The following is a 20,672-nucleotide window of genomic DNA, read 5'->3' on the forward strand; positions in this document are numbered from 1 at the left end:
GGCATGACGTCCAGCGCCCGCTCCGCGTGGTTGCGCACGCTCGGTCTGGTCGGTGTGCCGACCGGCGCGGGCCTGCTGTGCGGCGCGATCGCGCATCGTCCGGAGCTCGGCCTGGCGATCGGCGCACTTGCCGCGGTGGGCTGGCAGATGTGGCGCATCGCGAGCCTCGTCGCACGGCTGACGCAGGGGCGTCATGCGCGACCCGATGCCTCCGCCGACATCTACGGCGAGATCGAACGCCTGCTGCATCGTCGCCAGGCCAGCACGCGCCTGCGCAAGCGCCGTCTCGTCGGCATGCTGCGTGCGTATCGTGCCGCCGCGACCGTGCTGCCCGACGCGGTGATCGTCGTCGAGCGCGACAGCCAGCGCATCGTCTGGTTCAACGAGGCCGGCACGACGCTGCTGGGCTTGCGCTATCCGAACGACATCGACGCCTCCGTCGTCGAGCGCCTGCCCGGCCTGCCGATGGCGTCGTGGCTCACGCGCGGCCGTCATGCGGAACCGCTGGAGATCGCGTCGCCGCTCAACGGCAACATCACGCTGAGCCTGCGTCTGCTGCCCTATTCCGACGAGCTCTGGCTGCTGGTCGCGCGCGACGTCAGCCGGCTGCTGCAGCTCGAGCAGATGCGCCGCGACTTCGTCGCCAACGTGTCGCACGAACTGCGCACGCCGCTCACCGTGCTGCACGGCTACCTCGACATGCTCGATCCGTCCGAGCAGCCCGAATGGGCACCGATGATCGCGGAGATGCAGCGCCAGTCGTCGCGGATGACGCAGCTGGTCGAAGACCTGCTGACGCTGTCGCGCCTCGAATCGCGCGTCGACCTGCCGTCGGAAGAAGTGATTCCGATGGCGGGCATGCTCGCAGCGCTGCGCCGCGAAGCGCTGGCGCTGAGCCAGGGCCGCCACGAGATCGACGTCGACGATCGTGCGGACGTCGATCTGTTCGGGTCGCCGAAGGAACTGCACAGCGCGTTCTCGAACCTCGTCGCCAATGCGGTGCGCTACACGCCGGCGGGCGGTCGCATCCGCGTGACCTGGGAAACCGAGATCGACATGGACGGCGCCACTGGCGCCGCGCTGTCGGTCACCGACACCGGCTACGGCATTCCCGCCGCGCACCTTCCCCGCATCACCGAACGCTTCTACCGGGTGTCGACCAGTCGCTCGCGCGAGAGCGGCGGCACCGGCCTGGGGCTGTCCATCGCCAAACACGTGTTGAACCTCCACCAGGCGCGGCTCGACATCCGCAGCGACGTGGGTGTGGGCAGCACGTTCTCCTGTCATTTCGGCGCTGCGCGCGTGCGCGGGCGGCAGCCTCTGGAGCAGATCGCATGACCGATAACGAGGCCGCCGACGAGCTGCTGCGCGACCCGTCGCTGTACTTCAACCGCGAGCTGTCGCAGCTCGACTTCAACTTCCGCGTGCTTGCGCAGGCGCAGGACGAGTCGGTACCGCTGCTGGAGCGGCTGCGCTATCTGTGCATCAGCTGCACCAACCTCGACGAGTTCTTCGAGATTCGCGCCGGCACGCTGCAGCACGCGCAGGAACTCGGCCTCGCCGCCGGCCCCGACGGGCTGGTGCCGTCCGCCACGCTTGCACGCATCCACGAACGCGCGGCGCACCTCGTCAAGTCGCAGTACGAATGCTGGAACGACGTGCTGCGGCCCGCGCTCGACACCGCCGGCGTGCGCGTGTTGCATCGCGACAGCTGGACCGATGCGCAGACCGCGTGGCTGCGCGCGTACTTCCGTGACGAAATCCTGCCGGTACTGTCGCCGCTGGGCCTCGATCCCGCGCACCCGTTCCCGAAGATCCTCAACAAGTCGCTCAACATCGTCGTGGTCCTCGACGGACGCGATGCTTTCGGTCGCGCCGGCCATCTCGCGATCGTGCGCGCGCCGCGCTCGCTGCCGCGCATCATCCAGCTGCCGGAAGGGATATCCGGCGGCCCGAGCGATTTCGTGTTCCTGTCGGCGGTGTTGTCGGCCTTCGTCGACGAACTCTTTCCCGGCATGACGGTGAAGGGCGCGTACCAGTTCCGCGTGACGCGCAATTCCGAACTGCTCGTCGACGAGGAGGAAGTCGAGAACCTCGCACTCGCGCTGAAGGACGAACTGCTCGGTCGCGGCTACATGCGCGCGGTGCGCCTGGAGATCGCCGAGCAGTGCCCCGACGACATCGTCGGCCTGCTGCTGCAGAACTTCGAGCTGGACGATTCCGCGGTCTATCGCATCAACGGCCCGGTGAACCTCAACCGCGCGATCCAGGTGTACGACCTCGTGCGCCGTCCGGACCTCAAGTTCGCGCCGTTCACCCCGCGCATGCTGCCGGGCGTGGAGTCGATGTTCGAGACGATCGCCGCGCGCGACGTCGTGCTGCACCACCCGTTCGACTCTTTCATGCCGGTGCTCGAGTTGCTCCGGCAGGCCGCCGAAGATCCGAACGTCCTCGCGATCAAGCAGACGCTCTACCGCGCGGGCAAGGATTCACAGATCGTCGAACACCTGATCCAGGCGGCGCGCAACGGCAAGGACGTCACCGTCGTCGTCGAACTGCGCGCGCGCTTCGACGAGGAGGCGAACCTCGGCCTCGCCGATCGCCTGCAGGCTGCGGGCGTGCAGGTGGTGTACGGCGTCGTCGGCTACAAGACCCACGCGAAGATGATGCTGATCGTGCGTCGCGAAGGCTCGAAGCTCGCGCGCTACGTGCACCTCGGCACCGGCAACTACCACTCGGGCACGGCGCGCGCGTACACCGACATCGGCCTGCTGACGGCCGACGCGGACATCGGCCACGACGTGCATCTGATCTTCCAGCAGATTTCCGGCCTCGCGCCGTCGCTGGAACTTCGCCGAATGCTGCAGGCGCCGTTCACGCTGCACAGCGGCATGCTGATGCGCATCGAGCGCGAAGCGCGCAATGCGCGTGCCGGCAAGCCGGCGCGCATCATCGCCAAGATGAATGCGCTCAACGAGCCGCAGGTCATCCGCGAGCTGTACAAGGCATCGCAGGCGGGCGTGCGCATCGACCTCATCGTGCGCGGTGCGTGTTCGCTGCGCCCGGGCGTGCCGGGCGTGTCCGAGAACATTTCGGTGCGGTCGATCGTCGGCCGCTTCCTTGAGCATTCGCGCGTGTACTGGTTCGAGAACGGCGGCGAGCACGAACTGCTCTGCGGCAGCGCGGACTGGCTGGAGCGCAACCTGCTGCGCCGCGTGGAGACCGGCTTCGTGATCGTCGATGCGCGCGTGGCGCGTCGCGTGTTCGCCGAGGCGCTGGAGAATTACCTCGCCGACAACTGCAACGCCTGGGAGTTGCAGCCCGACGGCCACTACGAACGCGTGCAGCCTGCGGACGGCGAAGCGCCGTATTCGGCGCAGACCAAGCTGCTGTCGAAGTTCTGCGGGTGACGCGATGAACGGCCTGCTGCACACCGCGCGACTTCCGCTCAAGGACGGCGACCTGCTCGCCGCCGTCGACCTCGGCTCCAACAGTTTCCACATGGTGGTGGCGAGCTACGTGCTCGGCCAGCTGCGCATCGTTGACCGCATCAAGGAAACCATCCGCCTGGCCGAAGGCCTCACCGCGGCGGGCGAACTCGCGGCGCCCGAACGCGAACGCGCGCTCGAATGCCTGGCGCGCTTCGGGCAACGCGTGCGCGACATCCCACCGCAGCGCGTACGGGCCATTGCGACGAACACGGTGCGTCGCCTCGCGGTGCCGCAGTCGTTCCTGGCGCCGGCGGAAAGCGCGCTGGGCCATCCGATCGAAGTCGTGGCGGGCCGCGAAGAGGCGCGTCTGATCTACCTCGGCGTGGCGCACGAGCAACCGCCGAAGGCCGGCCATCTGCGCCTCGTCATCGACATCGGCGGCGGTTCGACCGAATTCATCATCGGCAGCGGCTTCGAAGCGATCGAGCGCGAGAGCGTGCAGGTCGGTTCGATCGCCACCACGCGGCGCTTCTTCGGCGACGGCAAGCTCTCGCGGAAGGCGTGGCGCGCGGGCGTGTCGGCGGTCAGTGCGGAGCTGCAGCAGTTCGCCGGCACATACCGATCGCTGGGCTGGAACGAAGCCTTGGGTTCGTCCGGCACCGCGCGGGCGATCGGCGAGATCTGCGCGGCGATGAAGCTCACCAAGGGCGCGATCACCGCCGAGGCGCTGCCGCAGGTGCGCGACCGCCTGCTGCAGGCCGAGCGCATTGCCGACATCAACCTGCCCGGGCTGTCGTCGGATCGGCAGCCGATCATCGCCGGCGGTCTGCTGGTGATGGAGGCCGCGTTCGAAGCGCTGGGCCTGTCCCGCGTGGCGGTCAGCAAGGCGGCGATGCGCGAAGGCATCCTCTACGACATGATCGGCCGCGGCGGCCTGGACGATCCGCGCGAGGGCTCGGTCATCGCGTTGATGGAGCGTTACGGCATCGACCGCGCGCAGGCCCAGCGCGTCGAAGACACCGCGATGCTGCTGTTCGAACAGGTGCGCGACGACTGGTCGCTCGATGACGACGACCGCCTCATGCTCGCCCGCGCCGCACGCCTGCACGAACTCGGGCTGACCATCGCGCACAGCAAGTACCACCTGCATGGTGCCTACGTGATCGAGAACTCGGACATCGCCGGTTTCTCGCAGCAACAACAGCAGTTCCTCGCTTCGCTGGTGCGCACCCACCGCCGTCGCGTGCACAAGAGCGATTTCGACGCCCTGCCCGATCGCCTGCTCGCGTCCGCACGCCGGCTTGCAGCGTTGCTGCGTGTTGCCGTGGTGCTGCATCGCGGTCACGATCCGGCGCCGATCCCGCAGCTCGACGCGCGCGCCGACGGCGATCGCCTCGTGCTTACACTGTCGGCCGACTGGTTCGACAGCCGTCCGTTGCTCAAGGCGGACGTGCGTGCGGAGCAGGACTACTTCAGCGGGCTCGGTATCGAGCTGGTGATCGAAGCCGCGTGACAACGGAAAGGCGCGGCGACCGTGGCCGCCGCGCCTTTTCGACGTCCCATCAGGCGGTTCGCGTCGATGCGACCTGTGAGCCGAGCCGGTACCAGTCGAGGCGGCGCGTCGCGATCATTACGGCGGCCAGGATCGCGAACAGCAGCAGCGAGCCGAGCACGAGGGCATTGTCCTCGGAGATCAGCAGGCCGTAGAGCGCGGCGTACAGCAGGCCGAGCGTCGCGCCGAATGCCGCCCCGCGCAGTGCACTGCGAAGGACGGCGCTCAGGTAGAAGCCGATCAGTCCGATGCAGCCGCCACTCGCCGCTGCATAGGCGACCGGGAACGGAACGTGCTCGCTGAGGCTCACCAGCAGCAGGAAGAAGATCACGAGCGCGAGTCCGACCAGGCCGTACTGGATCGGGTGGATCGGCAACTGGCGGATCACTTCGAACATGAAGAAGCCGACGAAGGTGATCGCGACGAACAGCACGCCGTACTTCGTCGCGCGGTCGGCCAAGGTGTAAGCGTCGATCGGATCGTCGAGCACGACGCCTAGGGTCGGTAGCGTGACGTCACGTGCCGCTGATGGGCCGGAGCCCGTGGTGGTGTTCTGCGGCAGACGCGCGAGGTACTGGCGTTGCGCGTCCGTCGCGATGGATGCCACCTGCCACTGCGCCGCGAAGCCGGTGTCCGAAATCTCGCTCTGCCACGGCGACAGGCCCTGGAAGCTCGGATGCGGCCACTTGGAACCGAGCGCGATGTGGTTCTGCTTGCCCAGCGGCACGAAAGCGATGGACTGCGTGCCCGCGAGCTTGAGCTGGAGCTGCGAGATCAACGCGAAATGCGCGCCCGGCGCGGGGACTGGGAGCGCTGCATGCATGCCGGCGTCGTCCTGCGTGCCCGCGCCTTCCAGCAGCGCGACTTCCCGACCATCGATCTGCAGCTTCGGCGCGCCGTGCAGGCCGCGCACGTCCGTCACGCCATAACCGAGCACCGGGGTGCCGATGACACGATCCGCACCCGCGACGTCCCCTGGAATCTGCACGTCGAAGTCCGCTTTCACCGTGCCCGCCCATTCGTAGACCGGCACGCGGTATAGCCCGCGACGGCGTGTCGCCGTGGCGACCGTGCCCGACGCGTCGAGGCGCGTTGGAAAGAACGTCCATGCCGAGGCTTGGCGCTTGCGCACGGTGCGCACCACGCCGTCACCACCGGTCTCCTGCAGATCGACCGATTCGGTGTACGGCACGGTGAGCACCGGGCCGAAAACCGTCTGGGGCGATGCATACATCCGCCCGATGTCGGCCACCGCCGCGTCGCGGTAGCGCTGTCGCTCGCCGATCAGCCCGTTCACCATCGCCAGTGGGATGAGGATCAGCATCGTCATCACCGCAACCAGCACCAGCTTGAATCCGATGCGCATGTCGTCCGCCCGCATGAAGGTGCGACGAGGCTCGCGCGGTCACGTGGTCCGGCGATGGCCGTACGGTGAAGTGAACATGAAGTCAGGCCGGCAGGACGATCGCGGCCTCGGCGCCGCCGCCGTCGCGATTGCGCAGCGACGCGCTGCCGCCGTGCAGGTCGGCGACCTCGGCGACGAAGCACAGTCCCAGCCCGCTGCTGCGGCTGGCACCGCCCGGGCGTGGCAGCGAGTAGAAGCGCTCGAACACGCGCTCGGCGGCGTAATCGGGCACGCCGTCTCCGCGGTCGAGCACGCGCAGCGCGACGCCCTCACCTTCGCGCGCGACCTGGAGTTCGATGGTGCTGCCGTCCGGTGCGAAGTCGGAGGCATTCTCGACGAGGTTGGCGAGCGCCTGACGCAGCAGAAAGGCGTCGCCCGAGGGCGCGGGCAGATCGGCCGCGAGCTTCACCTCGGCCGTTTGCCCCTTCGCGCGCAGACGTTCGCGGCAATCGGCCAGCACGGCATCCACCAGCACGGCGATATCCACCGGCTGCGGTGACTCGAGCCGCTGGCGATGCTCCACCGCCGCCAGCGCGAGCAGCTTGTCGATCATCTGCGCCATGCGTTCGCTCTGCGCCCGGATGCCCGCCGCGAACTGCGCCCGGTCGTGATCGGACAGGGGCTGTTCGAGCAATTCGGCACTGGCGCGGATTGCGGCCAGCGGGCTTTTCATCTCGTGCGTGAGGGAATGCACGTACTGCTCGACGTACTGCTTGCCTTCGAGCTTGGTGCGCATCGTTTCCAGCGCGCGCCCGAGCTCGGCGAATTCGCCTGCGGTCGCGGGCAGCGTCGCGCGCTCACCGGCGGTCACGGCCTGCGCGTAGCGACGCAGCAGCCCGAGCTGTCGCGACAGCCACCACGCTGCGGCGAGCCCCGTCAGCAACGCAACGCCGAGCAGTACGGCGCCCCAGCGCGTGATGATTCCCTGGCTGCGGTCGATGAAGGGCTGCAGCACGCGGTTGGGTTTGGCGACGGTGAGCACGCCGATCAGCCGACCCTGCGCATCGCGTACGGGTGCCGCGACGTGCATCACCGTCGACGTCGGATCGTTTGGGTTCTCCGCGGTCGAGCGCGCACCGTACTGGCCGCGCAGCGTGCGCAGCACGTCGTTCCACTTCGAATAGTCGCGCCCGACGTCGCGCCCGGTGCTGTCGAAGACCACGATGCCATGGGCGTCGGTCACGTAGATCCGATAGGTCGCGGCACGCTTCGAGAAGCCCCAGATCGCCGCACCCGGATCGCGCCCGTGCAGTGCGCGCACGTGTTGCGCGAAGCGGCCGTCGTTGATGTGGCCGGAGGCTAGGTCGTCAGCGGCCAGTTCGGCCAGCACGTTCGCGCTGTCGACCAGCGTGTCCTCCATCGCCTGCCGCACACCGGGCTTCACCTGCGCGACGAACACCTTCGTCACCAGCAACCCCGCGAGCGCGACGATCGCGAAGTAGCCGAGGAAGATGCGCAGACCGATGCGCATGTCAGTCGACGTACAGCGAATAGCCGAGGCCGCGCTGCGTGCGGATCGGGTCGGCGTCCGGATCGATGTCGCGCAGCTTGGCGCGCAGCGTCTTGATGTGCGTGTCGACGGTGCGGTCGGTGCTGTCGCTGTCCATGCCCCAGACGCGGTCCATCAGCTGCGCACGCGACAGGATCGCGCCCGGTCGCTGCAGCAGCGCGGCGAGCAGGCCGTATTCGTAGCGCGTGAGGTCCAGCGCACGGCCGCGCCAGGCGATGCGATGGCCTTCGGCGTCGTGCACGAACGTGCCGGTGGGCGCGGCGCCGCGGCTGCGTCGCAACACGGCGCGCACCCGTGCGGCGAGTTCACGCGGTGAGAAGGGTTTCGCGACGTAGTCGTCCGCACCAATCTCGAAACCGAGCACGCGATCGGCTTCGGCATCGCGCGCGGTGAGGAAGATCACCGGCAGCGCAGGCGCGTGGCGGCGAAGTTCACGGCACAGCGCGAAGCCGCCGATGTCGGGCAAGCCGACGTCGAGGATCGCGAGGTCGTGCATGCCGGCCGCGGCGAGCTGCAGTGCGTCGCCGCCGGTAAGCGCGTGCTCGACCTCGAAGCCCTCCTCGCGCAGCGCGAACTCGACCGTCCGCGCGATCGCGCTCTCGTCCTCGACCAGCAGGATCCGCCCCATGTGCCCCTCCGACTCGGCCGCCAGTGTGCCACCGCGTACCCTATCCCCATGAACTACCGACACGCCTTCCACGCCGGCAACCATGCCGACGTGCTCAAGCACGCCGCGCTGCTCGCGCTCTGCGATGCCCTCGTCGCCAAGCCGGCGCCCCTGTTCGCGCTCGATACGCACGCCGGGCGCGGGCTCTATTACCTCGACGCCGCGCAGGCGAAGCGCACGGGCGAGGCGGCCGGCGGCATCGAGGCGATCGACCGCCTGCAGCCGGGCACCGCACCGGCGCCGCTGCGCGCCTACGTCGATGCGATCTCCGCGTGCCGCCAGGTACACGGCCCGATGGCGTATCCGGGCTCCCCGTGGCTGCTCGCGCACGCGCTGCGTGCGCAGGACCGCATCGCCTGCTGCGAACTGCAGCCGGAGGAGGCGGACGCACTGAAGGCGTCGGTCGGTGCGGATCCCCGCGTGGCCGTGCACGCGCGCGACGGCTATACGGCGATGCACGCCCTGTTGCCGCCGCGCGTCGGCAACGAACGCTTCGGACGCGGACTGGTGCTGATCGACCCGCCGTTCGAGGCGCAGCTCGAGGAATTCACCACCGCGTTCCGTGCGCTGCGCGATGCGCTCGAACGCTGGCCGCAGGGCACCTACGCACTGTGGTATCCGATCAAGCAGCGACGTGCGCTGCAGCGCACCTATCGGTCGATGGCGACGATGCCGGCGAAGTCGGTGCTGGTCGCCGAATTGCTGGTGCGCCCCGACGATTCGCCGCTGCGCATGAACGGCAGCGGCCTGATGCTGCTCAACGCGCCCTGGCGTTTCGACGAACGTCTGCGCGAGCTGGTGTCGGCGCTCGCCAAAATCCTCGGCGAGCCCACCGGCGCGTCGTGGCGCGTGGAGTGGCTGAAGGCCGCCGACTGATCAGTCGTTGGTCGGCGCGCTGCCCTTGTCGGCCAGGTCCGGCTCGAAGAAGCTCCAGCGCACTTCCGGGAACGCTGCCTTCATTTCGCGTTCGACCGTGTTGATCGCATGCACCATCGCGACCGCGGACCCGGTTTCGCGCATCTGCGCCTGCACCGACACCACCGAATGATTGCCGAGCTGCACGGTGATCAGGCTGAGCACGCGATCGATCTCGGCGCGCGCTTTCAGGAAGTCGCAAAGTTCGCGTTCGCGTGCCGGATCCATGCTCTGGCCGATCAGCATCGCCTTGATGCCGACACCGACCATCGCCGCGACCACGATGAGCAGCACGCCGATGCCGATCGTGCCGATGGCATCCCAGATCGGGTTACCGGTGATCACCGACAGCATGACCGCGACCAGCGCGAGCACGAGGCCGGCCAACGCTGCGAGGTCCTCGCCGAAGATCACCAGCAGCTCGCCCTGGCGCGTTTCGCGGAACCACTGCGTCAGCGAGCGATCGCCACGGGCCTTGTTCACTTCCTGCATGCAGGCGCGCATCGAAATGCCTTCGGCGATCACGCCGAAGGTGAGCACGCCGGCAGCCCACCACCACTGCCTCAACGGCTCGGACTCGCCCAGCTTGTGGATGCCCTCGTACAGCGAAAACATGCCGCCGATGGTGAACAGCATGATCGCGACGAGGAACGACCAGAAGTAGATCGCCTTGCCGTAGCCCAGCGGATAGTTCGGCGACGGCGGCTTCTTGGACTGGTTGACGCCGATCAGCAGCAGCACCTGGTTGCCGCAGTCGGCCAGCGAGTGCACGGTCTCGGCGAGCATCGCGCTCGAGCCGGTGAAGAACGCCGCCACGCCCTTGGCGATCGCGATCGCAAGGTTCGCGCCAAGCGCAAAGAAGATCGCGCGAGTGGAATCGCCGCCGCCAGCCATGGACCGTCCCGTTTCGTGTGAAGCCGGCGAGTCTACCAATGCCGGTGCGATGGCCCGCGTCAGCGCAGCGCCATGTCCAGCAGCATGCCGATGACGCCGCAGGCCGGCACCAATGCGTACACCGCCATGCCGCGGCGCGTGCCGACGAACACGCCGGCCGCGAGCACCACGGCGACGACGCCATGCGCGACGTCCGATCGCGACAGCAGCGTCGCGCCGAACCACAGCGCCAACTGCGCGATCACACCGACCACCGCGGCGGTTATCCCCGACAACGCCGCCGCGGCCGCACGCCATCGCCCGACGCGATCCACCCAGGGCGCGAGCGTCAGCACCAGCAGCAGGCTGGGCATGAAGGTCGCCCACACCGCCACTGCAGCCGTGAGCAGCGCGGAGCCGGTGGTCGACGGCAGATCCGGATGCGACCAGCCCGCGGCGAAACCGACGTATTCGAGCACCAGCACCAGGGGTCCCGGCGTGGTTTCGGCGAGCGCAAGGCCGGCCATCATCCGCTCGGTCGACAGCCAGCCATAGGTGTGGACCGCCTCGCCGGCGACATACGGCAGCACCGCGTATGCCCCGCCGAAGGTGAGCAGTGCGGCGCGCGAGAGGAAGCTGCCGACCGCGGCGCTGGTGCTGTCGCGCCCCAGCCACGCCGCGAGTGCCGCGAGCGGTGCGAGCCAAGCGGTCGCGAGCAGCGCGAACACGCCGGCGCTGCGGGCGATCGAGGGGGACGGCGCGTCGGACGCGGGCGGCGCATCGACTTCCCGCTTCCGCCCCATCCACCAGCCGATCAGCGCGGCAGCGAGCATCACCCACGGAAACGCGACGTGCGCGGCGGCCACCGCGATCAGCGAGCCCAGCGCGACGAGACGCGACGTCGTCGTCTTCAGCACGCGACGCCCGAGTCGCTCGAGAGCGGCCGCCAGCAGGCCCAGCACCGCTGCCTGCAGACCGAATACGACGCCGCCCACGAGCGGGATCGACTGCCCCGCGAAATACATCCAGGACAGCCCGGCGAGCAGCAGCGAGGCCGGCAGCACGAACAGCCCACCTGCGACCAGGCCGCCACGCAGGCCGTGCAGGCGCCAGCCGATCCAGGTCGCCAGCTGCATGGCCTCGGGGCCCGGCAGCAGCATGCAGACGTCCAGTGCGCGGGTGAATGCGTGCTCGTCCACCCAGCGCCGGCGGTCCACCAGCTCCGTGTGCATGATCGCGATCTGCCCCGCCGGCCCGCCGAAGCTGATGCAGCCCAGCAACAGCCAGAAGCGCAGCGCGGCGGCGAAACGGGGGCGTTCGGGCGTGTCGCTCATGCGTCGCGATGCCGCACGGGCAAGCGGCAATATCGGGCGGCGTCGGGCACGCGGACTCCAGTCGACGGAAGGCTCACGCCCATTCTGGAATGATCGGCCGATGGCTGCGCGCGATCGTCTTCCCCCTTGGCATGAACGCCACCGTCTTCCGAATGGTCGCGAGGTGCTGATCCGGCCGATCCGCCCCGAGGACGCCGAACCGCTCCGCGCGGGCTTCGGCCTGCTCGAACCGGAAGCCGCGCGGGCGCCGCTGTCGGGCAACCGCGAGCTGTCGACCAACGACGCCGATCGCCTGTCGCGCCCCAATCCGCGCACCGAGTTCACCTTGGTCGCGACCGATCTCGATGCGCCAGGCGAAGCCGTCGTCGCGGCGATCGCCTACATCCATACCGACGCCGCCGCGCACGAAGGCGACTTCACCCTGCTGGTCAGCCGCTTCGTCGCGGGCATGGGCATGCGCCGCTACCTGCTGACCCGCGTGGCCAAATGGGCGCGCAGCCGCGGGCTGGGTGTGCTGCGCGGCGAGCTGCCGCAGGACGCGGACGTGCTCGCGCTGGCCGGCACGCTGGGCTTCCGCACCGTCGAGGGCGCGAACGATCCGTCGATGGCGCGCGTCGCCCTCGAACTGCCACGCCGATGACCCGGCGCAGGGCGTGCGACGCGGTTCAGTAGAATCGCGCGCCTCATGCCCGCCCCCCTTCTCCCCATTCCGCCGCTGCCCAAGGCCGGCCAGCAGCGCGCCTGGTGGCGCGCGCCGGCTTCGTCGTCGGCGCTCGCCTTCCACATCGCCGCCGCGGCCACGTCGCACGACGGCCCGCTGCTCGCGATCACCCGCGACAACCAGACCGCGCACCAGCTCGAAGGCGACCTGCGCACCTTGCTCGGCGCGCGCAGCGGCGTCGATGGCGACATTCCGGTGCTCGCGTTTCCCGACTGGGAGACGCTGCCCTACGACGCCTTCAGCCCCCATCCCGACATCGTCAGCCAGCGCCTGGCGACGCTGCATCGCCTGCCGCAGCTCACGCGCGGCGTGGTGGTGCTGCCGGTGCAGACGCTCATGCAGCGCCTGGCGCCGCCGAAGCATGTCGTCGGCGGCAGTTTCGATGTGCGCGTCGGCCAGCGACTCGATCTCGATGCCGAGAAGCGGCGCCTCGAAGCTGCAGGCTACCGCCACGTCCCGCAGGTGCTCGATCCCGGCGACTTCGCGGTACGTGGTGGCCTGCTCGACGTGTATCCGATGGGCGCGGACCAGCCCTTCCGCGTCGAAATGCTCGACGACGAGATCGACACCATCCGCGTGTTCGATCCGGAATCGCAGCGTTCGCTGGAAAAGATGGAACGGATCCATCTGTTGCCCGGCCGCGAACTGCCGCTGGACGACGCTGCCCTCAAGAGTGCGCTCGAACGCCTGCGCGATCGCTTCGACGTCGACACGCGCCGCAGCGCGCTCTACCAGGATCTGAAATCCGGCCTCGCACCGGCCGGTGTCGAGTACTACCTGCCGCTGTTCTTCGACGACACGGCCACGCTGTTCGACTACATGGTCGACGGCGTGCTGCCCATCGTCACCGAGGGCAGTTTCGAAGCCGCCGACCAGTTCTGGTCGCAGACCGGCGAGCGCTACGAGCAGCGCCGCCACGACGTCGAACGCCCCGTGCTGCCGCCGGCCGAGCTCTACCTCGCGCCGGACGCATTGCGCGGCATTTTCAACGAGACCTCGCGCGTCGAAGTCTGCGGCGCGAACCATGCGCAACTCGATCGCGCCCAACCGCTCGGCGATCAGCCCGCGATGCCGCTGCCGCTCGCGCCGCGCGACCCCGCCGCCAGCGATTCCCTGAAGTCGTTCGTCACTGCATATCCGGGCGACATGCTGATCGCGGCGGATTCCGCGGGCCGACGCGAGGCGCTGATCGAGCTGCTCGAAGCGGTCGAGCTCACAGCGACCGTGCTGAGTGACTGGACGACGTTCTACGAACGCGGGCCCGCCGCGCGAAGCGCCGCGAGCGGCAAGCTGTTTGCGATCGCCGTCGCCCCGCTCGACGACGGCTTCTCGATCTCGACGCCGACCTTCACCGTCCTCACCGAGCGCCAGCTGTTCCCCGAGCGCGCGTCCCAGCCGCGCCGCCGCAAGCGCGTCGGACGCGAGCCGGAAGCGATCATCCGCGACCTCGGCGAGCTCACCGAAGGCGCGCCGATCGTTCACGAGGATCACGGCGTCGGCCGCTATCGCGGACTGGTGACGCTCGACGTCGGCGGCACACCCGGCGAATTCCTCGACATCGAATACGCCAAGGGCGATCGGCTGTACGTGCCGGTCGCGCAGCTGCACCTCATCAACCGCTATTCCGGCGCGTCGGAAGAAACGGCGCCGCTGCATTCGCTCGGCGGCGAGCAGTGGCAGAAGGCGAAGAAGAAGGCGGCGGAAAAGGTCCGCGACGTCGCCGCCGAACTGCTCGAAATCCAGGCCAAGCGCCAGGCGCGCGCGGGCCTCGCGATCGATGTCGATCGCACCATGTACGAGCCGTTCGCCGCGACGTTCCCCTTCGAGGAAACGCCCGACCAGGCCGCTGCGATCAGCGCGGTGGTGCGCGACCTGCAGTCCAGCCAGCCGATGGATCGCGTGGTCTGCGGCGACGTCGGCTTCGGCAAGACGGAAGTCGCGGTGCGCGCGGCGTTCACCGCGGCCGCCGGCGGCAAGCAGGTCGCGCTGCTGGTGCCGACCACGCTGCTGGCCGAACAGCACTACCGCAACTTCCGCGACCGCTTCGCCGACTGGCCGATCCGCGTCGAAGTGCTGTCGCGTTTCAAGTCGAAGAAGGAGATCGCGGCCGAACTCGAAAAGGTCACGGAGGGCACCATCGACGTGATCGTCGGCACGCACCGGCTCTTGCAGCCGGACGTGAAGTTCAAGGACCTCGGCCTCGTCATCGTCGACGAGGAACAGCGCTTCGGCGTGCGCCAGAAGGAGGCGCTGAAGGCGCTGCGCGCGAATGTGCACTTGCTGACGCTCACCGCAACACCCATTCCGCGCACACTCAACATGGCGATGGCGGGCCTGCGCGATCTCTCGATCATCGCGACGCCACCCGCGCATCGCCTCGCCGTGCAGACCTTCGTCGTTCCTTGGGACGACGCGCAGCTGCGTGAAGCCTTCCAGCGCGAGCTCTCGCGTGGCGGCCAGGTCTATTTCCTGCACAACGACGTCGAATCGATCGGCCGCATGCAGCGCCAGCTGCAGGAACTCGTGCCCGATGCCCGCATCGGCGTCGCGCACGGCCAGATGCCGGAGCGCGAGCTCGAGCGCGTGATGCTCGACTTCCACAAGCAGCGCTTCAACGTGCTGCTGTCGACGACGATCATCGAGTCGGGCATCGACATCCCGAACGCGAACACGATCATCATCAACCGCGCCGACAAGTTCGGCCTGGCGCAGTTGCACCAGCTGCGCGGTCGCGTCGGTCGTTCGCACCATCGTGCGTATGCGTACCTCGTCATCCCGGATCGCAAGGCGATCACGGCGGACGCCAGGAAGCGGCTGGATGCGATCGAGGCCATGGACGAGCTCGGTGCCGGCTTCACCCTTGCGACGCACGATCTCGAGATCCGCGGCGCGGGCGAGTTGCTGGGCGAGGAGCAGAGCGGCCAGATGGCGGAGGTCGGCTTCAGTCTCTACACCGAGCTGCTGGAACGCGCCGTGCGCTCGATCCGCCAGGGCAAGCTGCCCGATGTCGACATGGTCGAAGCGCGCGGTGCGGACGTCGAACTGCACGTTCCGGCCCTGATCCCCGATGACTACCTGCCCGACGTGCACACGCGCCTGACGCTGTACAAGCGCATCAGCAGCGCGCGCAATGCGGACGAGCTGCGCGAGTTGCAGGTCGAGATGATCGACCGTTTCGGCCTGCTTCCGGATGCGGCCAAGAACCTGTTCACCGTCGCCGAACTCAAGCTCGAGGCGACACGCCTGGGCATCCGCAAGCTCGAGCTCGGCGAAAAGACCGGGCGCGTGCAGTTCGTCGAAAAGCCGAACGTCGACCCGATGGCGGTCATCAAGCTGATCCAAGGCCAGCCCAAGCTGTACCGGATGGACGGTCCGGACAAGCTGAAGCTGTCGCTCGATCTGCCCGAGGCGGCGCAGCGCGTCGCTGCCGCGCGCGGGCTGCTGATCACCTTGGCGGCGCGCTGACATGACCAGCTGCACATGCGCGACACCCGGCGGCACGCTGTGATGCGCCGATTCCGGTTAGGGGAAACCGTCGCCATGCGCAGCCTGTTCCTGCGGCTCGCCGCGTTGTCCATGCTCGCCGTGCTCGGCGCCTGCGCGACCACGCATGGCGACGACGCGATCCCGGGCGCGACCTTCGTGCTCGTGCGCCACGCCGAGAAGGCGGACGACAACGCGCGCGATCCGTCGCTCTCGCCGGCCGGGCAGAAGCGCGCCGAAAAGCTCGCCAAGCGCCTGCGCGATACGCCGCTCGTTGCGATCTACGCGAGCAATTTCCGCCGCACGCAGCAGACTGCCGCTCCGGTCGCGGCGTCGCAGCATCTGACGGTGACCACCTACGACGCCGCGCGCCCCGCCGCGGACTTCGCCGCCGAGCTGCGCCGCAAGTACATGACGGGCACCGTGCTGGTGGTGGGCCACAGCAATACGATTCCGCCGCTGGCGCAGGCGCTGTGCGGCTGCGACATCGGCCCCACCGCCGACAGCGAGTACGGCCGCCGCATCACCATCCACGTGCTGAACGACGGCCGTGCCACGGTCGACGATCGCCGCGAACCGTGAAGCGGCGACGACATGCGGCCGGCTAGGCTCGACGCCTTCCTTCGACCGGAGTCCGCCATGCGCCGTTTCGCCACCGCGTTCCTTCCGATGCTCCTGCTCGCCGGCTGCGCGTCCGCCGGCGCGGGCGGCGGCCGCAGCCTCGCCGCGGGCACGCCGGCCACGCTCGCGACGGGCGACACGGTGACGCTGCCCGACGCGAGCACCCTCACCTATGTCGGCGTGACCAGCGATTCGCGCTGCCGGCCGAACGTGCAGTGCATCCAGGCCGGTACCGCGATCGTCGCGTTCAAGCACGCGATGGGTGGGATGACCCATGACGTGGTGCTCGACTCGGGCAAAGCGCCCGCGGCCGATCTCGGCGACACCTGGCGGCTGGTGCTGGTCTCGCTGGATTTCGCCTCCCCGCCGAACGCGACGATCCGCGTCGATCGCCGTTGAGACGGGTTTTCAAGGCATGCGCGCCGCGGCCGGGTGACGCGGCGCGTCCCCTTGTGACGCAGTGCGCCATAGCGGCCTGAACAGGGCCCAGCCTGAAGCAAAGTCATTTGTCAAGCGCTCTGGAACGGACTATGTTCGGGCCGTGGTCGCGGTCGTCGCCGCGGCACGCAGGGGAAACACATGGTCAAGACCATTCGCGTATCGATCGGCTTCATGCTGCTCGCGATGGGGAGCTACGCGCACGCTCAGGCCGCTACGACCTGCCCGACGCTTCCCGCCGACAGCGGACTTACGTGGGAAACCAAAACCGCAGGCGGCACGCAGTTCTGCCGCGCCATGCGACCGGACGGCAGTGAAGCGTTCGGCCTGTACATGGCGGCGCAGAGCGCGTTCAAGCCGAACCGCGGCGATCGCGCCGAGGAAGCGCAGATCGACGGGCGTGCGACCTACTGGTACCGCAGCGAACTCGCGGGCCAGCCGGACGTGCAGGCCCGCGAAACGCTGATCCCGCTGCCCGACGGCCGTGTCGCCTACCTGTGGATCCAGGCCCCGTCGAAGGAAGCGCTGACGCAGGCGATCACGCAGACCAATGCCTTGCACTTCGGCACGGGCGGCAGCGCCCAGCTCACCAGCAAGTGATCGAACGGCCGGGCACACGCCCGGCCGTTTCATGTTTCAGAACCGGCCGGCCTGGTAATCCGCGAAGGCCTGCTCGAGTTCCGCGCGCGTGTTCATCACGAACGGCCCGTAGCGCGCGACCGGCTCACGCAGCGGCCGACCGGCGACCAGCAGTACGCGCGCCGCATTCTTTGCCTCGAACGACACCACCTCACCGTCGAGCACGCCGAGCTGCTTGACGCGCACGGTCTGGTCACCGACGTCGACATCGCCCTCATACGCGTAGACGAAACCCGCATGCCCCTCGGGCAGCGTGTACGACCACGACGCCCCCGGCTCCAGCGCAATGTCGAGATATACCGGCGACGTCGCCGGCTGCACGATCGGGCCGACCGATCCGTCGACTTCGCCCGCGATCACCTTCACGATCACGCCCGCGGCCGGCTGCGCAACCGGAATGCGCTCGGGCGCGAATTCCTGGTACTTCGGCTCGCCCATCTTGTCGCGCGCCGGCAGGTTCACCCACAGCTGGAAACCGCGCATGCGGCCTTCCTGCTGTTCGGGCATTTCCGAATGCACGAGCCCGCGACCGGCCGTCATCCACTGCACGCTGCCCGGCACCAGCACGCCTTCGTTGCCGTGGTTGTCGCGATGACGCATGCGGCCATCGAGCATGTAGGTGACGGTTTCGAAGCCGCGATGCGGATGGTCGGGGAAACCCGCGAGGTAGTCCTGCGGCCGGTCGGTGCCGAACTCGTCGAGCATCAGGAACGGATCGAGCGCATCGAGCTGTGGCGTCCCGATCACGCGCGTGAGCTTGACGCCGGCGCCGTCGGAGGCCGGCATGCCGGTGGAAAGACGGGTGACACGGGCGGGACGGGACATCGGAGACTCCATCGAATTGCGATGCGCAAAGAATGGCGACGTGGCGGCCGAACCGAAGTGCGCACGGAGCGCACGTTTCGTTCCATCCGTGATGCCGGGCAGTGTCAGCCGCGTGCCGTGATTTTCCAGCAGCGATGGATGCGCGCATCGCGCTCGAAGTCCGGCGGAATGGTCGATTCGCTAATGTCTTCGACGTGCGCGAATTCGCCCACGGCCGCTTCATCCATCTTGAAGCGACGGAAATTGTTCGAGAAGTACAGCACGCCGCCGGGCGCGAGACGCGCGACGGCCGCGCGCAGTAACCGGACGTGCGAGGCCTGCACGTCGAAGTCGCTGGCGCGCTTGGAGTTCGAGAACGTCGGCGGGTCGCAGAACACGAGGTCGTACTGGCCGGTGTCGCTTTCCAGCCATGCGATCGCATCGGCCTGCACCAGACGATGGCGCGAACCGCCGATGCCGCTTTCCTGCAGGTTGTCGGCGCACCACTGCAGGTAGGTCGCCGACAGATCGACCGTCGTCGTCGAGCGCGCGCCACCGAGCGCCGCGTGCACGGTCGCTGCACCGGTGTAGGCGAACAGGTTGAGAAAGCGCGCGTCGTTCGCCTCCGCGAACAGGCGCATGCGCATCGGCCGGTGGTCGAGGAAGAGGCCGGTGTCGAGATAGTCGAACAGGTTCACGCGCAGGTGCGCGCGACCTTCGCGCACGACGATGAATTCGCCGCGACGGTCGAAGTGCCCGTACTTGCTGCCGCCCTTGCCTCGCTCGCGCGTTTTCACCGCGACGTTGTCACGCGACACGCCGAACACCTCGCGCGCCGCGGCCAGCAGCTCATTGCGACGACGACGCGTATCGGCTTCGGGAATCTCCGCCGGAGCGGCGTATTCCTGCACGTGCAGGAAGGTGCGCGGCTCGTGTTCGTCAGTGGTGTAGACGTCGATGGCCGCGGCGTATTCGGGCAGGTCGGCGTCGTAGGCGCGGAAGCACGTGATGCCTTCGCGCTCGCGCCAGGCCTTCAGACGCTTGAGGTTCTTGCGCAGACGATTCGCGACCATCTCCGCGCCGGGCGTCAACACAGCCGGCGTTTCGGTGTTCGCGGCCTCGCGCACCGGCCCGATCGGATCGACGGTGAGCAAAACCGTCTCGATCGCGCCGTTGAACAGGCGGTAGGTCTTCTTCGCGCGCAGGCCAGTCGCGCGCGCCAGCGATTCGTCGCCGCAGAGCAGGCTCGCGCGCCATGTCGGCAGGCTGCGACGCAGCGCATCGCCGAGTGCGCGGTACAGCGCGGGATCGGCGGCGAGGCGCGCGTCGTACGGCGGATTGCAGGCGACGAGGCCGCTGCCGGCCGCGATGTCCCCAGGCAGCGCGAGATCGCGCACATCGCCCTGCTGCCAGTCGATCACATCGACCAGGCCCGCAGTGATCGCGTTGTCGCGCGCGGCGCGAACCGCCAGCGGATCGAAGTCGCGGCCAAAGAACACCGTACGCAGCGCGGCACGACCTTCGGCTTCGCGACGGATCGCATCCACGCGGATATCGGCCCACCTCGTCGCGTCGAAACCCGGCCAGCGCGTCGGCGCGGCATCGCCATGGCGCATCAGGCCCGGCGCGACGTCCGCGGCCATCAGCGCGCCTTCGATCAGCAGCGTGCCGCTGCCACACATGGGATCGAGCAACGCCCCGCCGTCGCGATAGGCGTCCATCCAGCGACCCCGCATCAGCACCGCAGCCGCGAGGTTCTCCTTCAGCGGCGCATCGACCTGCTTGCGACGCCAGCCACGGCGGTGCATCGGTGCGCCCGACAGATCGATCGACAGGATCGCGCGGTTCTTGCGCACGACCAGATTGATGCGCACGTCCGGCACGTCGAGGTCGACGTCCGGACGCGAACCGGTCTGCGCGCGCATCGTGTCGACGACCGCGTCCTTCACGCGTTGCGCGGCGTACTGCGCGTGCTTGAGCGCGGTACCGCCGACGTGCGCATCGACCGCGATCGTCGCGTGCGGCGGCACGTGCTGCGTCCAGTCCACCTTCGACGCGCCGGCGTAGAGCGCATGCTCGTCCGCGCAGTCGAATTCGGAAATCGGCCACAGGATGCGGCTGGCCAGGCGCGACCACATCACCGCGCGCTGCGCATCGGCGAGCGTGCCTTCGACGTTGGCGCCGGCGGTGGTCGCGGTCGCATGCGCGCAACCGAGCGCGATCAGCTCGTCGACGAGCAGGTATTCCAGGCCCTTGCCGCAGCTGGCGAAGAAGCGCAT

At 68.7% G+C, this 20,672-nt stretch carries 16 protein-coding genes; 9 read left to right on the plus strand and 7 right to left on the minus strand.

Going from position 1 to position 20,672, the window contains the following annotated elements; genetic code table 11:
* Positions 1 to 3 precede the first annotated feature (3 nt).
* The 3 genes from phoR to ppx are packed head-to-tail and all read left to right on the plus strand — an operon-like array spanning position 4 to position 4,944.
* Positions 4 to 1,338: a phosphate regulon sensor histidine kinase PhoR gene (gene phoR, locus DWG18_RS08745; RefSeq protein WP_115646834.1), complete on the plus strand. Its 1,335-nt coding sequence runs from the start codon at positions 4 to 6 to the stop codon at positions 1,336 to 1,338.
* The gene (gene ppk1, locus DWG18_RS08750; protein ID WP_115646835.1) at positions 1,335 to 3,410 is read left to right on the plus strand and encodes a polyphosphate kinase 1; all 2,076 of its coding nucleotides are present in this window, start codon (positions 1,335 to 1,337) and stop codon (positions 3,408 to 3,410) included. Before phoR ends, ppk1 begins: the two co-directional genes overlap by 4 nt.
* A 4-nt stretch (positions 3,411 to 3,414) precedes the next feature.
* Entirely contained in the window at positions 3,415 to 4,944 is a 1,530-nt protein-coding gene (gene ppx, locus DWG18_RS08755) for an exopolyphosphatase (RefSeq protein WP_115646836.1), read from the plus strand.
* Between the two features lie 49 nt (positions 4,945 to 4,993).
* On the opposite strand, the gene creD is transcribed toward ppx, so the two are convergent.
* The 3 genes from creD to creB all read right to left on the minus strand — a co-directional run bounded on the left by creD (position 4,994) and on the right by creB (position 8,526).
* Positions 4,994 to 6,349: a cell envelope integrity protein CreD gene (gene creD / locus DWG18_RS08760; protein WP_205289328.1), complete on the minus strand. Its 1,356-nt coding sequence runs from the start codon at positions 6,347 to 6,349 to the stop codon at positions 4,994 to 4,996.
* Positions 6,350 to 6,431: 82 nt separating this feature from the next.
* Positions 6,432 to 7,859, minus strand: coding sequence for a two-component system sensor histidine kinase CreC (creC, locus tag DWG18_RS08765; RefSeq protein WP_115646838.1), 1,428 nt, complete (start codon positions 7,857 to 7,859; stop codon positions 6,432 to 6,434).
* 1 nt (position 7,860) lies between these two features.
* Complete coding sequence (gene creB, locus DWG18_RS08770; protein WP_115646839.1) at positions 7,861 to 8,526, minus strand: two-component system response regulator CreB; 666 nt, start codon at positions 8,524 to 8,526, stop codon at positions 7,861 to 7,863.
* 48 nt (positions 8,527 to 8,574) lie between these two features.
* Here creB and rlmJ point away from each other — a divergent pair, with 48 nt between their 5' ends.
* Positions 8,575 to 9,441 (plus strand): 23S rRNA (adenine(2030)-N(6))-methyltransferase RlmJ, encoded by an 867-nt coding sequence (rlmJ, locus tag DWG18_RS08775; RefSeq protein WP_115646840.1) that lies wholly within the window; start codon positions 8,575 to 8,577, stop codon positions 9,439 to 9,441.
* Here the strand turns inward: rlmJ and DWG18_RS08780 are convergent, their stop codons facing one another.
* Together DWG18_RS08780 and chrA are read right to left on the minus strand one after the other, a co-directional pair.
* A complete protein-coding gene (locus tag DWG18_RS08780) occupies positions 9,442 to 10,374 on the minus strand; it encodes a cation diffusion facilitator family transporter (RefSeq protein WP_115646841.1) in 933 nt (310 codons plus the stop codon).
* A 59-nt stretch (positions 10,375 to 10,433) separates the two neighbouring features.
* The gene (gene chrA, locus DWG18_RS08785) at positions 10,434 to 11,687 is read right to left on the minus strand and encodes a chromate efflux transporter (protein ID WP_115646842.1); all 1,254 of its coding nucleotides are present in this window, start codon (positions 11,685 to 11,687) and stop codon (positions 10,434 to 10,436) included.
* A gap of 100 nt (positions 11,688 to 11,787) precedes the next feature.
* Here chrA and DWG18_RS08790 point away from each other — a divergent pair, with 100 nt between their 5' ends.
* From DWG18_RS08790 to DWG18_RS08810, 5 genes are all read left to right on the plus strand, one after another.
* Positions 11,788 to 12,327, plus strand: coding sequence for an N-acetyltransferase (locus DWG18_RS08790; RefSeq protein ID WP_115646843.1), 540 nt, complete (start codon positions 11,788 to 11,790; stop codon positions 12,325 to 12,327).
* A gap of 45 nt (positions 12,328 to 12,372) precedes the next feature.
* Positions 12,373 to 15,873: a transcription-repair coupling factor gene (gene mfd, locus DWG18_RS08795; RefSeq protein WP_115646844.1), complete on the plus strand. Its 3,501-nt coding sequence runs from the start codon at positions 12,373 to 12,375 to the stop codon at positions 15,871 to 15,873.
* Positions 15,874 to 15,948: 75 nt separating this feature from the next.
* On the plus strand, positions 15,949 to 16,473 hold the full coding sequence (locus tag DWG18_RS08800) for a phosphoglycerate mutase family protein (RefSeq protein ID WP_162823774.1): 525 nt from the start codon (positions 15,949 to 15,951) through the stop codon (positions 16,471 to 16,473).
* Between the two features lie 57 nt (positions 16,474 to 16,530).
* A complete protein-coding gene (locus DWG18_RS08805; protein WP_115646846.1) occupies positions 16,531 to 16,911 on the plus strand; it encodes a hypothetical protein in 381 nt (126 codons plus the stop codon).
* Between the two features lie 180 nt (positions 16,912 to 17,091).
* The gene (locus DWG18_RS08810; RefSeq protein ID WP_115646847.1) at positions 17,092 to 17,550 is read left to right on the plus strand and encodes a hypothetical protein; all 459 of its coding nucleotides are present in this window, start codon (positions 17,092 to 17,094) and stop codon (positions 17,548 to 17,550) included.
* 36 nt (positions 17,551 to 17,586) lie between these two features.
* Here the strand turns inward: DWG18_RS08810 and DWG18_RS08815 are convergent, their stop codons facing one another.
* Both DWG18_RS08815 and rlmKL read right to left on the minus strand, forming a co-directional pair.
* On the minus strand, positions 17,587 to 18,414 hold the full coding sequence (locus tag DWG18_RS08815) for a pirin family protein (RefSeq protein WP_240318496.1): 828 nt from the start codon (positions 18,412 to 18,414) through the stop codon (positions 17,587 to 17,589).
* 104 nt (positions 18,415 to 18,518) lie between these two features.
* On the minus strand, positions 18,519 to 20,672 hold the full coding sequence (rlmKL, locus tag DWG18_RS08820) for a bifunctional 23S rRNA (guanine(2069)-N(7))-methyltransferase RlmK/23S rRNA (guanine(2445)-N(2))-methyltransferase RlmL (protein WP_115646849.1): 2,154 nt from the start codon (positions 20,670 to 20,672) through the stop codon (positions 18,519 to 18,521).

It is taken from the genome of Lysobacter sp. TY2-98 (genome assembly GCF_003367355.1).
Taxonomy (GTDB): Bacteria; Pseudomonadota; Gammaproteobacteria; order Xanthomonadales; family Xanthomonadaceae; genus Cognatilysobacter.